The sequence below is a fragment of the Mesorhizobium sp. J18 genome (assembly GCF_007829525.1).
Classification (GTDB): domain Bacteria; phylum Pseudomonadota; class Alphaproteobacteria; order Rhizobiales; family Rhizobiaceae; genus VLJP01.
Genome location: NZ_VLJP01000010.1, coordinates 1 through 15,219, shown reverse-complemented (window position 1 = coordinate 15,219; position 15,219 = coordinate 1). Strand labels below are relative to the sequence as shown.

Annotated in this window: 27 protein-coding genes; all 27 read right to left on the bottom strand. The window is 61.1% G+C overall.

The window, feature by feature from the left end:
* Positions 1–128 precede the first annotated feature (128 nt).
* Positions 129–1,139: a DNA-directed RNA polymerase subunit alpha gene (locus L598_RS05285; protein WP_144860922.1), complete on the bottom strand. Its 1,011-nt coding sequence runs from the start codon at positions 1,137–1,139 to the stop codon at positions 129–131.
* Between the two features lie 101 nt (positions 1,140–1,240).
* Positions 1,241–1,630 (bottom strand): 30S ribosomal protein S11, encoded by a 390-nt coding sequence (gene rpsK, locus L598_RS05280; RefSeq protein WP_144860921.1) that lies wholly within the window; start codon positions 1,628–1,630, stop codon positions 1,241–1,243.
* Between the two features lie 135 nt (positions 1,631–1,765).
* Positions 1,766–2,134, bottom strand: coding sequence for a 30S ribosomal protein S13 (rpsM, locus tag L598_RS05275; protein ID WP_144860920.1), 369 nt, complete (start codon positions 2,132–2,134; stop codon positions 1,766–1,768).
* A 183-nt stretch (positions 2,135–2,317) separates the two neighbouring features.
* On the bottom strand, positions 2,318–2,911 hold the full coding sequence (locus L598_RS05270; protein ID WP_144860919.1) for an adenylate kinase: 594 nt from the start codon (positions 2,909–2,911) through the stop codon (positions 2,318–2,320).
* On the bottom strand, positions 2,908–4,248 hold the full coding sequence (secY, locus tag L598_RS05265; RefSeq protein WP_144860918.1) for a preprotein translocase subunit SecY: 1,341 nt from the start codon (positions 4,246–4,248) through the stop codon (positions 2,908–2,910). Before secY ends, L598_RS05270 begins: the two co-directional genes overlap by 4 nt.
* A gap of 120 nt (positions 4,249–4,368) precedes the next feature.
* Positions 4,369–4,842: a 50S ribosomal protein L15 gene (rplO, locus tag L598_RS05260; RefSeq protein ID WP_144860917.1), complete on the bottom strand. Its 474-nt coding sequence runs from the start codon at positions 4,840–4,842 to the stop codon at positions 4,369–4,371.
* Between the two features lie 16 nt (positions 4,843–4,858).
* Positions 4,859–5,059: a 50S ribosomal protein L30 gene (gene rpmD / locus L598_RS05255; protein ID WP_144860916.1), complete on the bottom strand. Its 201-nt coding sequence runs from the start codon at positions 5,057–5,059 to the stop codon at positions 4,859–4,861.
* Positions 5,060–5,127: 68 nt separating this feature from the next.
* Positions 5,128–5,682, bottom strand: coding sequence for a 30S ribosomal protein S5 (gene rpsE, locus L598_RS05250; protein ID WP_144860915.1), 555 nt, complete (start codon positions 5,680–5,682; stop codon positions 5,128–5,130).
* 77 nt (positions 5,683–5,759) lie between these two features.
* Positions 5,760–6,116 carry a 50S ribosomal protein L18 gene (rplR, locus tag L598_RS05245; protein ID WP_144860914.1) on the bottom strand — a complete coding sequence of 119 codons (357 nt, stop codon included), beginning with the start codon at positions 6,114–6,116 and terminating at the stop codon, positions 5,760–5,762.
* A gap of 11 nt (positions 6,117–6,127) precedes the next feature.
* Entirely contained in the window at positions 6,128–6,661 is a 534-nt protein-coding gene (gene rplF, locus L598_RS05240) for a 50S ribosomal protein L6 (protein WP_144860913.1), read from the bottom strand.
* 38 nt (positions 6,662–6,699) lie between these two features.
* Complete coding sequence (rpsH, locus tag L598_RS05235; RefSeq protein WP_144860912.1) at positions 6,700–7,098, bottom strand: 30S ribosomal protein S8; 399 nt, start codon at positions 7,096–7,098, stop codon at positions 6,700–6,702.
* A 13-nt stretch (positions 7,099–7,111) separates the two neighbouring features.
* Positions 7,112–7,417 carry a 30S ribosomal protein S14 gene (gene rpsN / locus L598_RS05230; protein WP_144860911.1) on the bottom strand — a complete coding sequence of 102 codons (306 nt, stop codon included), beginning with the start codon at positions 7,415–7,417 and terminating at the stop codon, positions 7,112–7,114.
* 29 nt (positions 7,418–7,446) lie between these two features.
* The gene (gene rplE, locus L598_RS05225; protein ID WP_144860910.1) at positions 7,447–8,004 is read right to left on the bottom strand and encodes a 50S ribosomal protein L5; all 558 of its coding nucleotides are present in this window, start codon (positions 8,002–8,004) and stop codon (positions 7,447–7,449) included.
* Entirely contained in the window at positions 7,997–8,311 is a 315-nt protein-coding gene (gene rplX / locus L598_RS05220) for a 50S ribosomal protein L24 (RefSeq protein ID WP_144860909.1), read from the bottom strand. The genes rplE and rplX overlap by 8 nt, the downstream gene beginning before the upstream one ends.
* A gap of 13 nt (positions 8,312–8,324) precedes the next feature.
* Positions 8,325–8,693: a 50S ribosomal protein L14 gene (rplN, locus tag L598_RS05215; RefSeq protein WP_144860908.1), complete on the bottom strand. Its 369-nt coding sequence runs from the start codon at positions 8,691–8,693 to the stop codon at positions 8,325–8,327.
* 68 nt (positions 8,694–8,761) lie between these two features.
* On the bottom strand, positions 8,762–9,007 hold the full coding sequence (gene rpsQ / locus L598_RS05210) for a 30S ribosomal protein S17 (protein ID WP_144860907.1): 246 nt from the start codon (positions 9,005–9,007) through the stop codon (positions 8,762–8,764).
* Between the two features lie 11 nt (positions 9,008–9,018).
* Positions 9,019–9,219, bottom strand: a complete 201-nt coding sequence (gene rpmC / locus L598_RS05205) for a 50S ribosomal protein L29 (RefSeq protein WP_144860906.1) — start codon at positions 9,217–9,219, stop codon at positions 9,019–9,021.
* A gap of 11 nt (positions 9,220–9,230) precedes the next feature.
* Positions 9,231–9,644 (bottom strand): 50S ribosomal protein L16, encoded by a 414-nt coding sequence (rplP, locus tag L598_RS05200; protein WP_144860905.1) that lies wholly within the window; start codon positions 9,642–9,644, stop codon positions 9,231–9,233.
* Between the two features lie 24 nt (positions 9,645–9,668).
* Positions 9,669–10,370: a 30S ribosomal protein S3 gene (gene rpsC / locus L598_RS05195; protein ID WP_144860904.1), complete on the bottom strand. Its 702-nt coding sequence runs from the start codon at positions 10,368–10,370 to the stop codon at positions 9,669–9,671.
* Complete coding sequence (gene rplV / locus L598_RS05190; protein WP_144860903.1) at positions 10,370–10,759, bottom strand: 50S ribosomal protein L22; 390 nt, start codon at positions 10,757–10,759, stop codon at positions 10,370–10,372. Before rplV ends, rpsC begins: the two co-directional genes overlap by 1 nt.
* 2 nt (positions 10,760–10,761) lie before the next feature.
* On the bottom strand, positions 10,762–11,040 hold the full coding sequence (gene rpsS, locus L598_RS05185; protein ID WP_144860902.1) for a 30S ribosomal protein S19: 279 nt from the start codon (positions 11,038–11,040) through the stop codon (positions 10,762–10,764).
* Between the two features lie 16 nt (positions 11,041–11,056).
* The gene (rplB, locus tag L598_RS05180; protein WP_144860901.1) at positions 11,057–11,893 is read right to left on the bottom strand and encodes a 50S ribosomal protein L2; all 837 of its coding nucleotides are present in this window, start codon (positions 11,891–11,893) and stop codon (positions 11,057–11,059) included.
* A gap of 21 nt (positions 11,894–11,914) precedes the next feature.
* Positions 11,915–12,208 carry a 50S ribosomal protein L23 gene (locus L598_RS05175; RefSeq protein WP_144860900.1) on the bottom strand — a complete coding sequence of 98 codons (294 nt, stop codon included), beginning with the start codon at positions 12,206–12,208 and terminating at the stop codon, positions 11,915–11,917.
* Positions 12,205–12,825, bottom strand: coding sequence for a 50S ribosomal protein L4 (rplD, locus tag L598_RS05170; RefSeq protein ID WP_144860899.1), 621 nt, complete (start codon positions 12,823–12,825; stop codon positions 12,205–12,207). The genes L598_RS05175 and rplD overlap by 4 nt, the downstream gene beginning before the upstream one ends.
* On the bottom strand, positions 12,825–13,556 hold the full coding sequence (gene rplC, locus L598_RS05165; RefSeq protein WP_144860898.1) for a 50S ribosomal protein L3: 732 nt from the start codon (positions 13,554–13,556) through the stop codon (positions 12,825–12,827). The genes rplD and rplC overlap by 1 nt, the downstream gene beginning before the upstream one ends.
* Positions 13,557–13,661: 105 nt before the next feature.
* The gene (rpsJ, locus tag L598_RS05160) at positions 13,662–13,970 is read right to left on the bottom strand and encodes a 30S ribosomal protein S10 (protein ID WP_007066362.1); all 309 of its coding nucleotides are present in this window, start codon (positions 13,968–13,970) and stop codon (positions 13,662–13,664) included.
* Positions 13,971–14,041: 71 nt separating this feature from the next.
* Positions 14,042–15,217 carry an elongation factor Tu gene (gene tuf / locus L598_RS05155; protein ID WP_144860897.1) on the bottom strand — a complete coding sequence of 392 codons (1,176 nt, stop codon included), beginning with the start codon at positions 15,215–15,217 and terminating at the stop codon, positions 14,042–14,044.
* Positions 15,218–15,219: the final 2 nt, after the last annotated feature.

Sequence of the window (15,219 nt, the reverse complement as noted above, 5' to 3'; positions counted from 1 at the left end):
GGTTTGAGGGCAAAGCCCGGGTGTTTCCTATCGTGAATGGCGAATGGTGAATGGTGAATGGTGAATGGAAGATTTGCCGCATCATCGGAGTGCTAACCATTCACCATTTTACCATTCTCTATTCACCCTCAATACTGGTCTTCGTAGCGCTTGGCGAGTTCTTCGATGTTTTCCGGCGGCCAGTCCGGCACTTCCATGCCGAGATGCAGCCCCATCGACGCCAGGACTTCCTTGATCTCGTTCAGCGATTTGCGACCGAAATTCGGAGTGCGCAGCATCTCCGCCTCGGTCTTCTGAATGAGATCGCCGATATAGACGATGTTGTCGTTCTTCAGGCAGTTGGCCGAACGGACGGAAAGCTCCAGTTCGTCCACCTTCTTGAGCAGCGCCGGGTTGAAAGCAAGCTCGGTGACCTGCTCGGCCGCCTGCTCCTTCTGCGGCTCTTCGAAATTGACGAAGAGACCGAGCTGGTCCTGCAGGATGCGGGCGGCAAATGCGACCGCATCCTCGCCCGTAACCGAACCATCCGTCTCGATGGTCATGGTCAGCTTGTCATAATCGAGGACCTGACCTTCGCGGGTGTTCTCGACCTTGTAAGAGACCTTCTTGACCGGCGAATAGAGGCTGTCGACCGGAATGAGGCCAATCGGCGCATCTTCGGCACGGTTGCGATCGGCCGGTACATAGCCCTTGCCCGTGTCGACGGTGAACTCCATGCGGATTTCCGCGCCTTCGTCCAAGGTGCAGATCACGTGGTCGGGATTGAGGATCTCGACGTCGCCAACGGTCTGGATGTCTCCAGCCGTGACGGCGCCAGGTCCCTGCTTGCGCACGACCATGCGCTTCGGGCCATCGCCTTCCATGCGGATGGCGATTTCCTTGATATTGAGAACGATATCGGTCACGTCCTCGCGCACACCGGCGATCGAGGAGAATTCATGCAGCACGCCGTCGATCTGCACTGCGGTTACCGCAGCGCCGCGCAGCGACGAGAGCAGAACGCGACGAAGCGCATTGCCGAGCGTCAGACCGAAGCCGCGCTCCAGCGGCTCGGCGACAAGCGTGGTGAGGGTCCTGCCCTTGGACGAGAACTCGATCTTGTTCGGCTTGATCAGTTCCTGCCAGTTTTTCTGGATCATAGTCTTTCCTTCCGTTACCCCGCCACCATCCAATCGTGACGGGCGACCTGGAAATCGCAGAGGAGCGCCCGGAGGCGCTCATACGATGATGAAACTGTTTTTCAGACGCGGCGCTTCTTGCGCGGACGGCATCCATTGTGCGGGATCGGCGTCACGTCGCGGATCGACGTGATCATGAAACCCGCGGCCTGCAGGGCGCGAAGCGCCGATTCACGGCCCGAACCAGGACCGGAAACCTCGACCTCGAGTGTACGCATGCCGTGCTCCTGGGCCTTCTTGGCGCAATCCTCGGCGGCCACCTGGGCAGCAAACGGGGTGGACTTGCGCGAGCCCTTGAAGCCCTGAGCCCCAGCCGACGACCAGGCGATCGCATTGCCCTGCGCGTCGGTGATGGTAATCATCGTATTGTTGAACGTCGAATTGACGTGCGCAACGCCGGACGAAATGTTCTTGCGCTCGCGGCGGCGAATTCTTGTGGCTTCCTTGGCCATTTTATTCCTTTCAAACGATCTCTACACCGCCGTAATGCCAGCGGCTCCACCTGTAGTGAGTGGTGAATGGAGGAATGGTGAATGGTACAAGCAGTTCTGCCTACCATTCACTATTCACCATTGACCATTCACCGATTACTTCTTCTTACCTGCAATCGCCTTTGCCGGACCCTTGCGGGTGCGGGCATTGGTATGCGTCCGTTGGCCGCGAACCGGCAGGGAGCGACGATGACGCAGGCCGCGATAGCAGCCAAGGTCCATGAGGCGCTTTATGTTCATCGAGACTTCGCGGCGGAGGTCGCCCTCGACCTGGTAGTCGCGGTCGATCGTCTCGCGAATCTGCAGCACTTCCGCGTCCGTGAGTTCGTTGACGCGGCGCTCCGGGGGAATGCCAACCTTCTCGACGATCTCGGAAGCGAATTTCGGCCCGATGCCGTGAATATACTGAAGCGCGATGATGACGCGCTTGTTGGTCGGAATGTTGACGCCGGCTATACGAGCCATTCTTCTTCTCCATGTAGGCCGGAAACATCGTCCGGCGTTTCATCAAACCCGCGTCCGGTGGAGGCCGGCCCTTGCGGGGGTTCCCAATGACAATGGCGTTTGCCGCTCCGCGGTCCGCCTGCTTTTCAGGGAGACGCGGTGCCTTAATTCACAAAGCCTTCAAAGTCAACAGGCTCGCGCCTATTATTTCAGCGCAGCGGCTCCGACCACGTTCTCGATCTCGGCGGTCACGGTATCCATATCCGCCATGCCATCGATCGTCACCAGTTCGCCGGTTCCCTTGTAGTAGTCCGACAGCGGCGCGGTCTTCTGCCTGTATTCGTCCAACCGCTTGCGGAAGGACTCCGGATTGTCGTCGGCCCGCACCTCGCCGCCGGCGGCGCGCGTTTCGGCGACACGCTTTTCCATACGATTGACCAGAGCCTTCTCATCGACCTTCAACTCGATGACGGCATCAAGCCTGAGGCCCTTTTCCGCCAGCATGCGCGTCAGCGCCTCGGCCTGCGGCACCGTGCGCGGATAACCATCCAGGATGAAGCCCTTCGCGCAATCCGGATCATCGATGCGCTCGGATACGATCTGGTTGACGATATCATCCGAGACCAGTTGACCGGCATCCATGACAGCCTTGGCGCGCTTGCCGACATCGCTTCCTTCGGCCACTGCCTTGCGCAGCATGTCCCCCGTCGAAAGCTGCGGTATGCCGTGGCGTTCCACTAGGCGCTGCGCCTGGGTTCCCTTCCCTGCCCCTGGCGGGCCAAGCAGTATCAGCCTCATCGTCCCCTCTTTCCTCCACGCAGCTTCGACTTCTTGATCAGCCCCTCATACTGATGAGCGATCAGATGCCCCTGCACCTGCGCCACAGTGTCGAGAGTGACGCTCACCACGATCAGCAGCGAAGTGCCGCCCAGATAGAAGGGAACGCCGGTCGCCGAAATCAGGAATTCCGGCAAAAGGCAGACCAGCACCAGATAGATGGCGCCGACGACGGTGATGCGGGTAAGCACATAGTCGATATATTCGGCCGTCCGCTCGCCCGGACGATAGCCCGGGATAAAGCCAGAATGCTTCTTCAACTGGTCGGCGGTGTCCTTCGGATTGAACACGATGGCCGTATAGAAGAAGGCAAAGAACACGATCAGCGCGGCGTAGAGCAGCATGTAGAGCGGCTGTCCGTGGCCGAGCGCGGCAAGCACCGTATTGGCCCAGCCGGGCAGCGTCGTCGTATCGGAGAAGCCGGCGACCGTGGCGGGCAGCAGGAGCAGCGAAGAGGCGAAGATCGGCGGGATGACGCCCGACGTGTTGAGCTTCAGCGGCAGATGCGACGTGTCGCCCTGAAACATGCGATTGCCGACCTGGCGCTTCGGATACTGGATGAGAAGCCGGCGCTGGGCCCGCTCGAAGAAAACGATGACGCCGATGACGACGATCGCAAGGGCGATGATGGCAAGGATCAGCCCTGTGGAAAGCGCGCCAGTCCGGCCCAGTTCCAGCGTACCGCCGATGGCGGACGGCAGACCCGCTACAATGCCGGAGAAGATGATGAGCGAAATGCCATTGCCGATACCGCGCGCCGTGATCTGCTCACCGAGCCACATGAGGAACATCGTGCCGCCGACCAGCGTGATCACCGCCGAAAGGCGGAAGAACCATCCGGGATCGGTCACGATATTCGCCCCGCCCTCAAGCCCGACGGCAATGCCATAGGCCTGCACGGTCGCCAGCAGCACCGTGCCGTAGCGGGTATATTGATTGATGACCTTGCGGCCCTGTTCGCCTTCCTTCTTCAATTGCTCCAGCGACGGCACGACGGACGTCATGAGCTGCATTATGATGGAAGCCGAGATGTAGGGCATGATGCCCAGCGCAAAGATCGCCATGCGCTCGACCGCACCGCCGGCGAACATATTGAACATGCCAAGCACGCCGCCGGACTGCTGATTGAATGCCTGGGCAAAGGCATCGGGATTGATGCCCGGCATGGGAATATAGGTGCCAAGCCGGTATACGAGCAGAGCGCCGAGCGTGAACCAGATGCGTTTCTTCAGATCCTCCGCCTTCGCGAAGGCCGCGAAGTTGAGATTGGACGCAAGTTGTTCCGCTGCCGATGCCATGAAAAATTCTCCGCCTCGTCACGCGTCCGCCACATCAGATCGCGCGCGTCACCGAAGCCCCGAAATAGGCTCCGGCCCGCAAGGATGCAAGCGGCGGATCGTCCCACCGCCAAGGCAGGCTTACTCGGAAGCCGCCTTTTCCGGAAGCTTGACCGATCCGCCGGCCTTCTCGACCTTTTCGATCGCCGACTTGGAGGCGCCGGCAATGTCGAAGGTGAGCTTCGCCTTCAGTTCGCCGTTACCCAGAAGACGGACACCGTCGCGCGCCCGGCGGATGACGCCGGCCTTCACCAGAGCAGCGGTGTCGACCGTCGCCTTCTCGTCCAGCTTCTTGGCATCGACGGCAGCCTGGATACGGCCGACCGAGACCTCATTGAAGTCCTTGCCGAAGATGTTCTTGAAACCACGCTTGGGCAGACGCCGATAGAGCGGCATCTGGCCGCCCTCGAAGCCGTTGATCGAGACGCCTGAGCGGGACTTCTGTCCCTTGACGCCACGACCGCCGGTCTTGCCGGAGCCAGAGCCGATGCCACGGCCTACACGCTTGCGCGCCTTGGTCGCGCCTTCCTTGTCCCTGAGTTCGTTGAGTTTCATGATTCCGCTCCGTTCCTCAGGCCTCGTCCACGACGCGGACGAGATGTTGCACCGAGGCGATCATGCCGCGCACGGAAGGCGTATCCTCCAGCGTCACGCGGCGTCCCATCTTGTTGAGGCCCAGACCGACCAGCGTCGCGCGCTGACTTGCCGGACGGCGGATTGGGCTTCCGATCTGCTCGACGGTGACCGTCTTGCCCTTCTTCTTCTCAGCCATGTCTTCCATTCCTTGCACAGGCCGGCGCCGATATCATCGGTCGCCGGGTGGGGCAATCGCCAGCCCGATTATTCCTCGCCTGCGGCCGCACCGCGGCGCGCCTGCAGCGTCGAATACTTGATGCCGCGCTGGGAGGCCACATCCTTCGGATGAAGCTGACGCTTCAATGCGTCGAAGGTCGCCCGCACCATGTTGTACGGATTTGACGACCCCATTGACTTGGCGACCACGTCGTGGACACCGAGCGTCTCGAAGACGGCGCGCATCGGGCCACCGGCGATGATGCCGGTACCGGGCTTGGCAGCCCGCAAGAGCACACGGCCCGCGCCATGACGGCCGGCTACATCGTGATGCAGCGTACGTCCAGAGCGCAGCGGCACGAAGATCATGTCACGCTTGGCGCTTTCGGTCGCCTTGCGGATCGCCTCGGGCACTTCGCGCGCCTTGCCGTGACCGAAGCCGACCCGGCCCTTCTGGTCGCCGACGACGACGAGCGCGGCGAAGCCGAAGCGGCGTCCGCCCTTGACCACCTTGGCGACGCGATTGATGTGAACGAGCTTGTCGACGAATTCGCTGTCGCGCTCTTCGCGGTCGCGGCGATCGTCCCTGCGGTTTTGTGCCATTGCCCTTTTCCTTGTTCTTTTCCGGAAGCACCGATTGAAATGAGAGCCGGCCTTCTAACGTGCCGGCCCGGTTGAAATCAGAAGTTCAAGCCGCCTTCGCGAGCCGCATCGGCAAGCGCCTTGACGCGGCCGTGATACCGATAGGCGCCGCGATCGAAGACCACGTCCTTGACCCCGGCCTTGGAGGCACGTTCGGCAATCAGCTTGCCGACGGCCGCAGCCGCAGTATCGGCACCCGTTTTCAGGGAACCCCTGATTTCGCCTTCGAGCGTCGAGGCGGCAGCCAGAGTATGGCCCTTCGCATCGTCGATCACCTGAACATAAATGTTCTTCGACGACCGATAGATCGACAGGCGCGGCCGATCTCCGGCAACCGCCTTGATCTTCCGGCGCGTGCGAGCGGCACGACGTTTGACCGAGTCCTTGGAGGCCATTGCCTTGTTCCTTACTTCTTCTTGCCTTCTTTGCGCACGATCGTCTCGTTCGCATATTTCACGCCCTTGCCCTTATAGGGTTCGGGACCGCGGAACTTGCGGATTTCGGAAGCGACCTGGCCCACGGCCTGCTTGTCGATCCCGCTGACGACGATTTCGGTCGGCTTGGTCACGGCAAGCGTGATTCCTGCCGGGGGCTCATAAACCACGTCATGGCTGTAGCCCAGCGAAAGTTGCAGATTCTTGCCCTGCATCGCCGCGCGGTAGCCGACGCCGTTGATTTCGAGACGCTTCTCGAACCCGTCCTTCACGCCCTGCAGGATATTCGCGATCTGTGTGCGCGACATACCCCACTTGGAGCGGGCGTCCTTCGACTGGTCGCGTGGATCGACGGAAACCGCGCCATCTTCCATCTTCACCAGCACTTCGTCATTCACGACGAACTTGAGTTCGCCCTTCGGGCCCTTGGCCGTGACGGTCTGGCCATCCACTGTGGCAGTCACGCCCTGGGGAACCGGGACCGGCTTCTTGCCAATACGAGACATCTTGCTTGTCCTCGTTCTCTACTTGTTTGCCTGCAGGATCAGAAGATCTGGCAGAGGACTTCTCCGCCGACATTCTGCTCGCGGGCCTGATGATCAGCCATCACACCCTTCGGGGTCGAAAGGATAGCGATGCCAAGACCGTTGGCCACATTCGGGATCGACTTGACCGACACATAGACGCGGCGGCCCGGCTTCGAGACACGCGCGATCTCGCGGATCACCGGAGCGCCGTCCGAGTACTTCAGCTCTATCTCGATTTCCGACTTGCCATTGTCGTAGTCGATCTGGCTGTAGTCCCGGATATAGCCTTCAGCCTTCATGACGTCGAGCACGCGGGCGCGCAGCGTCGAGGCCGGCGTGGAGACTTTTGGCTTGCCGCGCCCGATGGCGTTGCGGATACGGGTCAGCATATCGCCGAGAGGATCATTCACGGACATTCTTCAGTCCTCCTTACCAGCTCGACTTGACCAGGCCCGGGATCAGGCCGTTATTGCCCAACTCCCGCAGCGCGACGCGCGACATCTTGAGCTTGCGATAGTAAGCCCGCGGACGGCCCGTCACCTCGCAGCGGTTGCGGATGCGGGTCTTCGACGAGTTGCGCGGCAGCTCGGCAAGCTTGAGCTGTGCCCGGAAGCGCTCTTCCATGGACTTGCTCTGATCCATGATGATCGCCTTCAAAGCCGCCCGCTTTGCAGCATACTGATCGACGAGCTTGCGGCGCCGGTTGTTCTTCTCGACTGAACTGGTCTTTGCCATTTCGGAAAGTTCCTTTTTCTCGCCTGCCGTTACTGCCGGAACGGGAAGTTGAAGGCCTTAAGAAGTGCCCTCGCCTCGTCGTCCGTCTTGGCGGTCGTGCAGACGATGATGTCCATTCCCCAGATCTGATCGACCTTGTCGTAGTTGATCTCGGGGAACACGATGTGTTCCTTGATGCCCATGGCGAAATTGCCACGGCCGTCGAAGCTCTTCGGGTTCAACCCGCGGAAGTCACGCACACGCGGCAGCGCGACCGTCACCAGGCGGTCGAGGAACTCGTACATGCGGTCCTGGCGCAGCGTGACCTTGGCGCCGATCGGCATGCCCTCGCGGACCTTGAAGCCGGCGATGGAGTTGCGTGCGCGCGTTACCACGGCCTTCTGGCCGGCAATCAGAGAAAGGTCTTCGGCGGCGACGGAAGGCTTCTTGGAATCGCCCGTGGCCTCGCCGACACCCATATTGATGACGACCTTTTCGATGCGCGGAACCTGCATCTCGTTTTCATACTTGAACTGCTCGAGGAGAGCCTTGCGGATCACCTCGTTGTATTGCTTCTTCAAGCGCGGCTGATACTGCGCGTTAGCCATCGATCAATTCTCCCGAGCGCTTCGCCACGCGCACCTTCTTGCCGTCCTTCTGGACCTGGAAGCCGACACGGGTCGGCTTGCCGTCCTTGGGGTCCGCCAAAGCGACGTTCGACAGGTGGATCGGCGCTTCCTTGGAAATAATGCCGCCTTCCTGAGCCTGCGTCTGCTTCTGGTGGCGGCGAACGATATTGATACCGCGAACGATTGCCTTGTCGTCCTTCGGCATGACCTTCAGCACTTCACCGGTGCGGCCCTTGTCCTTGCCGGCGAGCACGACGACCTTGTCGCCTTTCTTGATCTTCTGCATCTTCCGGCCTCCTTCAGAGCACTTCAGGCGCGAGCGAGATGATCTTCATGTGGTTCTTGGCGCGAAGCTCGCGCGGAACCGGGCCGAAGATACGCGTGCCGACAGGCTCTCTCTTGTTGTCCACGAGGACGGCCGCATTCTTGTCGAAGCGGATCACGCTGCCATCCGGCCGACGGATATCCTTCGCCGTGCGGACCACGACCGCCTTCATCACGTCGCCCTTCTTCACGCGGCCGCGCGGAATGGCTTCCTTCACCGAGACGACGATGATGTCGCCCACGGAAGCATATTTCCGCTTCGAGCCGCCCAGCACCTTGATGCACATGACACGACGGGCGCCGGAATTGTCCGCCACATCGAGGTTTGTTTGCATCTGAATCATGACTGGCCGCCTTCTTCTTGTCTGGAGAGCGTTTCAACCGCCCCCGGCATGTCCGATTAACTGTTGTCTTACGCCTGGGCCTGCGTGGGGTTCACGACGACCCAGCACTTGTCCTTGGAGATCGGCCGGGATTCCTGGATGAAAACCATATCGCCGACCTTGCACGCGTTGTTCTCGTCGTGCGCCTTGTACTTCTTGCTCATCCGCACGGTCTTCTTCATCACCGGATGCGTGAACCGGCGTTCGACACGGACGACGACCGTCTTGTCGTTCTTGTCGCTTACGACGGTGCCCTGCAAAACGCGCTTTGGCATCTATTCGCCCCTTAGGCCTTCTTGCCGGCCGACTTCTCGGCGGCGATTGTCTTGATGCGCGCGATGTCCCTGCGGACCTGCTTCACACGCGCGGTTTTCTCGAGCTGTCCCGTCGCCTTCTGGAAGCGAAGGTTGAACTGCTCTTTCTTTAGCTTGGCCAGCTCGTCGGAGAGCTGATCCTGGGTCATCGACCTGACGTCTGCGGCCTTCATGGCGTCTGCCTCTACTCTGCGATGCGCTGTACGAAGCGCGTCTTGATCGGAAGCTTGGCGGCACCGAGACGCAGCGCCTCGCGCGCCACCTCGGCATCAACGCCGTCGATCTCGAACATGATCCTGCCCGGCTTCACGCGGCAGGCCCAGAAATCGACCGAGCCCTTACCCTTACCCATGCGGACTTCGGTCGGCTTCGAGGTGACCGGGACGTCCGGGAAGATACGGATCCACACGCGGCCCTGACGCTTCATCTGACGCGTGATGGCCCGGCGGGCAGCCTCGATCTGACGGGCGGTGACCCGCTCCGGCTCCAACGCCTTCAGTCCGAAGGCACCGAAATTCAGATCGGTGCCGCCCTTCGCGGCGCCGTGAATGCGGCCCTTGAACTGCTTGCGGAATTTGGTGCGCTTTGGTTGCAGCATCTTTCTTTACTCCAGAATTCCGGCTCAGGCGTTTTCGCGGCGGCGACCGCCGCCCTGCTCGCCCTCGACCGCGCGGCGCTCGGAGGCCATTGGGTCGTGCTCGAGGATCTCGCCCTTGAACACCCACACCTTGACGCCACAGATGCCATAGGCGGTCTGCGCCTCGGCAGTCCCGTAGTCGACATCGGCGCGCAGCGTATGCAGCGGCACACGGCCCTCGCGGTACCATTCCATGCGGGCGATCTCCGCGCCCCCTAGCCGGCCACCGCAATTGATGCGGATGCCTTCGGCACCAAGACGCATTGCCGACTGCACGGCGCGCTTCATGGCGCGGCGGAAGGCCACGCGGCGCTCGAGCTGCTGGGCGATCGACTGGGCGATGAGCGTCGCGTCGATCTCAGGCTTGCGCACCTCGACGATGTTGAGATGCGTCTCGGCATTGGTCATCTCGGTCAGCTTGCGGCGCAACTTCTCGATGTCGGCGCCCTTCTTGCCGATGATCAGGCCAGGACGCGCCGAGTGGATCGTTACCCGGCACTTCTTGTGCGGGCGCTCGATCACGACCTTGGAAATCGCTGCCTGCTTCAGCTCCTGCTCGATATATTTACGGATCTTCAGATCTTCGTGCAGCAGCTTGCCGTATTCACCGGTATTGGCATACCAGCGCGAGTCCCAGGTGCGGTTGATACCGAGACGGAGACCGATCGGATTGACTTTCTGGCCCATCAGGCGGCCTCCACTTTCTCTTCCATTTCACGAACCACGATCGTCAGGTTCGAGAACGGCTTCTCAATGCGGCTGGCGCGGCCACGACCGCGCGCATGGAAACGCTTCATGACAATCGACTTGCCGACATAGGCTTCCGCGACGATGAGAGCGTCCACGTCGAGATCATGGTTGTTCTCCGCATTCGCGATCGCCGATTCGAGCGTCTTCTTGACGGTGCCGGCGATGCGCTTGCGCGAGAATTCCAGATCGGCGAGCGCGGTCGAAACCTTCTTGCCGCGGATCAGCGCCGCGACGAGGTTCAGCTTCTGCGGGCTGACGCGGATCGTGCGCAGAACAGCACGCGCCTCGTTATCAGCAAGCCTGCGCGGCGCTTTGGCCTTGCCCATCTTTATTTCCTCTTTGCCTTCTTGTCCGCACCGTGGCCGTAATAGGTACGGGTCGGAGCGAATTCACCGAACTTATGGCCGACCATTTCTTCACTGACCGAAACCGGTATGTGCTTCTGGCCGTTATAGACGCCGAAGGTGAGGCCGACGAATTGCGGCAGGATGGTGGAGCGGCGGCTCCACATCTTGATCACCTCGTTGCGGCCACCCTCGCGAACCTTGTCGGCCTTCTTCAGGAGATAGCCGTCGACGAAGGGACCCTTCCAGACTGAACGGGACACTTGGCGTTACCTTTCCTTAGCTCTTGCGCTGATGGCGCGAGCGCATGATGAACTTGTCGGTCGCCTTGTTGGACCGCGTCTTCATGCCCTTGGTGGGCTTGCCCCAGGGCGAAACCGGATGCCGGCCACCGGAGGTGCGGCCTTCGCCGCCGCCATGCGGATGGTCGACCGGGTTCATGGTCACGCCGCGATTGTGCGGGCGCTTGCCCAGCCAGCGGCTACGACCAGCCTTGCCGAGATTGACATTGCCGTGATCCGGATTGGACACGGCGCCGACCGTGGCGAGGCATGCACCGGGCACGACGCGCTGCTCGCCCGAGTTCAGGCGCAGGATCGCCCTGCCCTGATCGCGACCGACGAGCTGCGCATAGGTTCCGGCGGAGCGCGCGATCTGGCCGCCCTTGCCCGGCTTCATCTCCACATTATGGATGATGGTACCGACGGGCATGGCCGAAAGCGGCATGGCATTGCCCGGCTTGACGTCGATCGCCTTCTCGCCCGAGACCACGCGGTCGCCGACGGCAAGGCGCTGCGGCGCCAGGATGTAGCTGAGCTCGCCGTCCTCATACTTGATGAGAGCGATGAAAGCCGTGCGGTTCGGATCATATTCCAGACGCTCGACCGTGCCCGCTATATCGAACTTGCGGCGCTTGAAATCAATGACGCGATAGGTCCGCTTGTGACCACCGCCCTGAAAGCGAGCGGTGATGCGGCCCATATTGTTGCGTCCGCCCTTGCTCGTAAGGCCCTCCGTCAGGCCCTTCACGGGCTTGCCCTTGTAGAGGCCGGAGCGGTCGACGATGACCAGCTGGCGCTGGCCTGGCGTTACCGGTTTGTAATTCTTGAGTGCCATTTTCTCTTACCTCACGGCCTCTCAAAGACCAGTCGCAATGTCGATCGAGTGGCCTTCGGCCAGCGTCACGATGGCTTTTTTCACGTCGCTCTGGCGCCCGATCGTGCCACGGAAACGCTTCACCTTGCCCTTGCGGACAAGGGTGTTCACCGAGGTGACCTTGACGCCGAACAATGCCTCGACGGCAGCCTTGATCTCCGGCTTCGAAGCCTTTTTGGCGACGTTGAAGATCACCTGGTTGTTTTCCGACGCCATGGTCGTCTTCTCGGTGATCGCCGGGCTGACGATCACGTCATAGTGGCGAAGATCAGTCATTTGAACCGCTCCTCAAGAGCCTCGACCGCCGCCTTCGACAGGACGAGCGTGCCACGGCGCAGAATGTCGTAGACGTTGATGCCCTGAACGGGCAGCACATCGATATTAGGAATGTTCGACGTAGCGCGGCGGAAGTTCTGGTCGATCTCCGCGCCGTCGATCATCAGCGCATTGTTGAGCCCCAGCTTGGCGAAAGCCTCCACGAGAGCCTTGGTCTTGGCGTCCTTGGCCGAGAACTCGTCAATGACGATGATGTTCGAAGCCTTGGCCTTGGCCGAAAGCGCATGCTTCAGGCCAAGCGCGCGCACCTTCTTCGGCAGATCATGGGCATGGCTGCGCACGACCGGGCCATGCGCCTTGCCACCACCGCGGAACTGCGGAGCGCGAGCCGAGGAGTGGCGGGCACGGCCCGTACCCTTCTGCTTGTACATCTTGGCGCCGGTGCGCGCGATTTCGGCGCGCCCCTTGGCCTTGTGCGTGCCCTGCTGCTTCTTGGCGAGCTGCCAGCGAACGACGCGCTGGAGGATGTCCTCGCGCGGCTCCAGGCCGAAGATCTCGTCCGAGACCTGCAGCTTGCCGGCATCCTTACCTGCCAGGGTGGTAATCTTCAGGTCCATTACTCTGCCCCTTCGCTCGCCGTGGCTTCTTCAGCCTTCGCGGCATCGTTCTTCTGAGCGGCGCGGATCGCGGCCGGCTTGGGCGCGCTGTCAGGCAGCGGCACCTTGACGGCATCACGCACCATGATCCAGGCACCCTTGGAGCCCGGCACCGCGCCACGGATCAGGATCAGACCCCGATCCACATCGGTCGACACCACTTCGAGGTTCTGCGTGGTCACGCGGGTCGCGCCCATATGACCGGCCATCTTCTTTCCCTTGAAGACCTTGCCGGGATCCTGGCGCTGGCCGGTCGAACCGTGCGTGCGGTGCGAGACCGAGTTACCGTGGGTCGCGCGGCCGCCACCGAAGTTGTGACGCTTCATGACGCCCTGGAACCCCTTGCCGATCGAAGTTCCCGTCACGTCGACCTTCTGGCCCGCGACGAAATGCTCGACCGTGATCTCGGCACCGACGTCCAGCATGTTTTCCGGAGACACGCGGAACTCAGCGAGCTTGGCCTTCGGCTCCACGCCGGCGCCGGCAAAATGACCGCGCATCGCCTTCGACGTGTTCTTCACCTTCGACAGGCCGACGCCGAGCTGAACAGCCGTGTAGCCGTTCTTCTCCTGCGTGCGCTGAGCCACGACCTGGCAATTCTCCATCTGCAGAACGGTCACAGGGATATGCTCCCCTGCATCATTATAGATGCGGGTCATCCCGACCTTCTTCGCAATCACACCTGAACGCATCGGTTCATCTTCCTTTAGAGCAGCCTGTCGGACCTGAGCCCTGACATGCCTCTTGTTCATCAGAGGAGCCTTCGGGAAACCTTCCGGCTCATGTTTGCAGCCCTCTTAGAGCTTGATCTCGACATCGACGCCAGCGGCGAGATCCAGCTTCATCAGCGCATCGACGGTCTGGGGCGTCGGGTCCACGATATCGAGCAGCCGCTTGTGCGTCCGCATCTCGAACTGCTCGCGGCTCTTCTTGTCGATATGCGGCGAGCGGTTCACAGTGAACTTCTCGATGCGCGTCGGCAGCGGAATCGGGCCGCGAACGTTGGCGCCGGTGCGCTTGGCCGTCGAGACGATTTCCCGCGTCGAGGCGTCAAGCACCCGGTGGTCAAACGCCTTCAGGCGGATGCGGATATTTTGTCCGTTCATTCGTCAAATCCTTGTTCCGCTGCGGCGCGGCTCTTTGGCCGCGCCGCGCCGGATGCGTTTACCGAGCCTTTTTATTCCGTGATGCTGGCGACGATGCCGGCGCCGACGGTGCGGCCGCCCTCACGGATGGCGAAGCGCAGCTTCTCCTCCATGGCGATCGGCACGATCAGCTCGACGTCAACCGTAACATTGTCGCCAGGCATCACCATCTCCGTCCCCTCAGGCAGCTTCACGATGCCGGTCACATCCGTCGTGCGGAAGTAAAACTGCGGACGGTAGTTGGTGAAGAACGGCGTATGACGGCCACCCTCCTCCTTCGTCAGGATATAGGCCTCCGCCTTGAACTTCGTGTGCGGCGTCACAGTGCCCGGCTTCGCCAGAACCTGCCCGCGCTCAACACCGTCTCGCTCAACACCGCGAAGAAGCGCACCAATATTGTCGCCCGCCTGACCCTGGTCCAAAAGCTTGCGGAACATCTCAACGCCCGTAACCGTCGTCTTCGACGTCGGACGGATGCCGACAATCTCGATCTCCTCGCCAACCTTGACAACGCCGCGCTCCACACGACCCGTCACAACCGTGCCGCGGCCCGAGATCGAGAACACATCCTCAATCGGCATCAGGAACGGCTGGTCAATCGGACGCTCAGGCGTCGGAATATAGGCATCGACCTGCTTCATCAGCTCGCGAACCGCATCCTCGCCGATCTCCTTGTTGGAGTCCTCAAGCGCAGCAAGCGCCGAACCCTTCACAATCGGAATGTCGTCGCCAGGAAACTCATAGGCAGACAGAAGCTCGCGAACCTCAAGCTCGACAAGCTCCAAAAGCTCCGGATCGTCAACCTGGTCAACCTTGTTCAAAAAAACCACAATCGCCGGAACACCAACCTGGCGGGCAAGCAGAATGTGCTCGCGCGTCTGCGGCATCGGACCATCGGCAGCAGAAACAACCAGGATCGCACCGTCCATCTGCGCGGCACCCGTGATCATGTTCTTCACATAATCCGCATGCCCAGGGCAGTCCACATGCGCATAGTGACGGTTCTCCGTCTCATACTCCACATGCGCCGTCGAGATCGTGATGCCGCGCGCCTTCTCCTCAGGCGCAGCATCAATCTGGTCATACGCCTTGAACTCGCCAAAATACTTCGTAATCGCAGCCGTCAACGACGTCTTGCCATGGTCAACATGACCAATCGTCCCAATGTTAACATGCGGCTTCGTACGCTCAAATTTTCCTTTGGCCATCT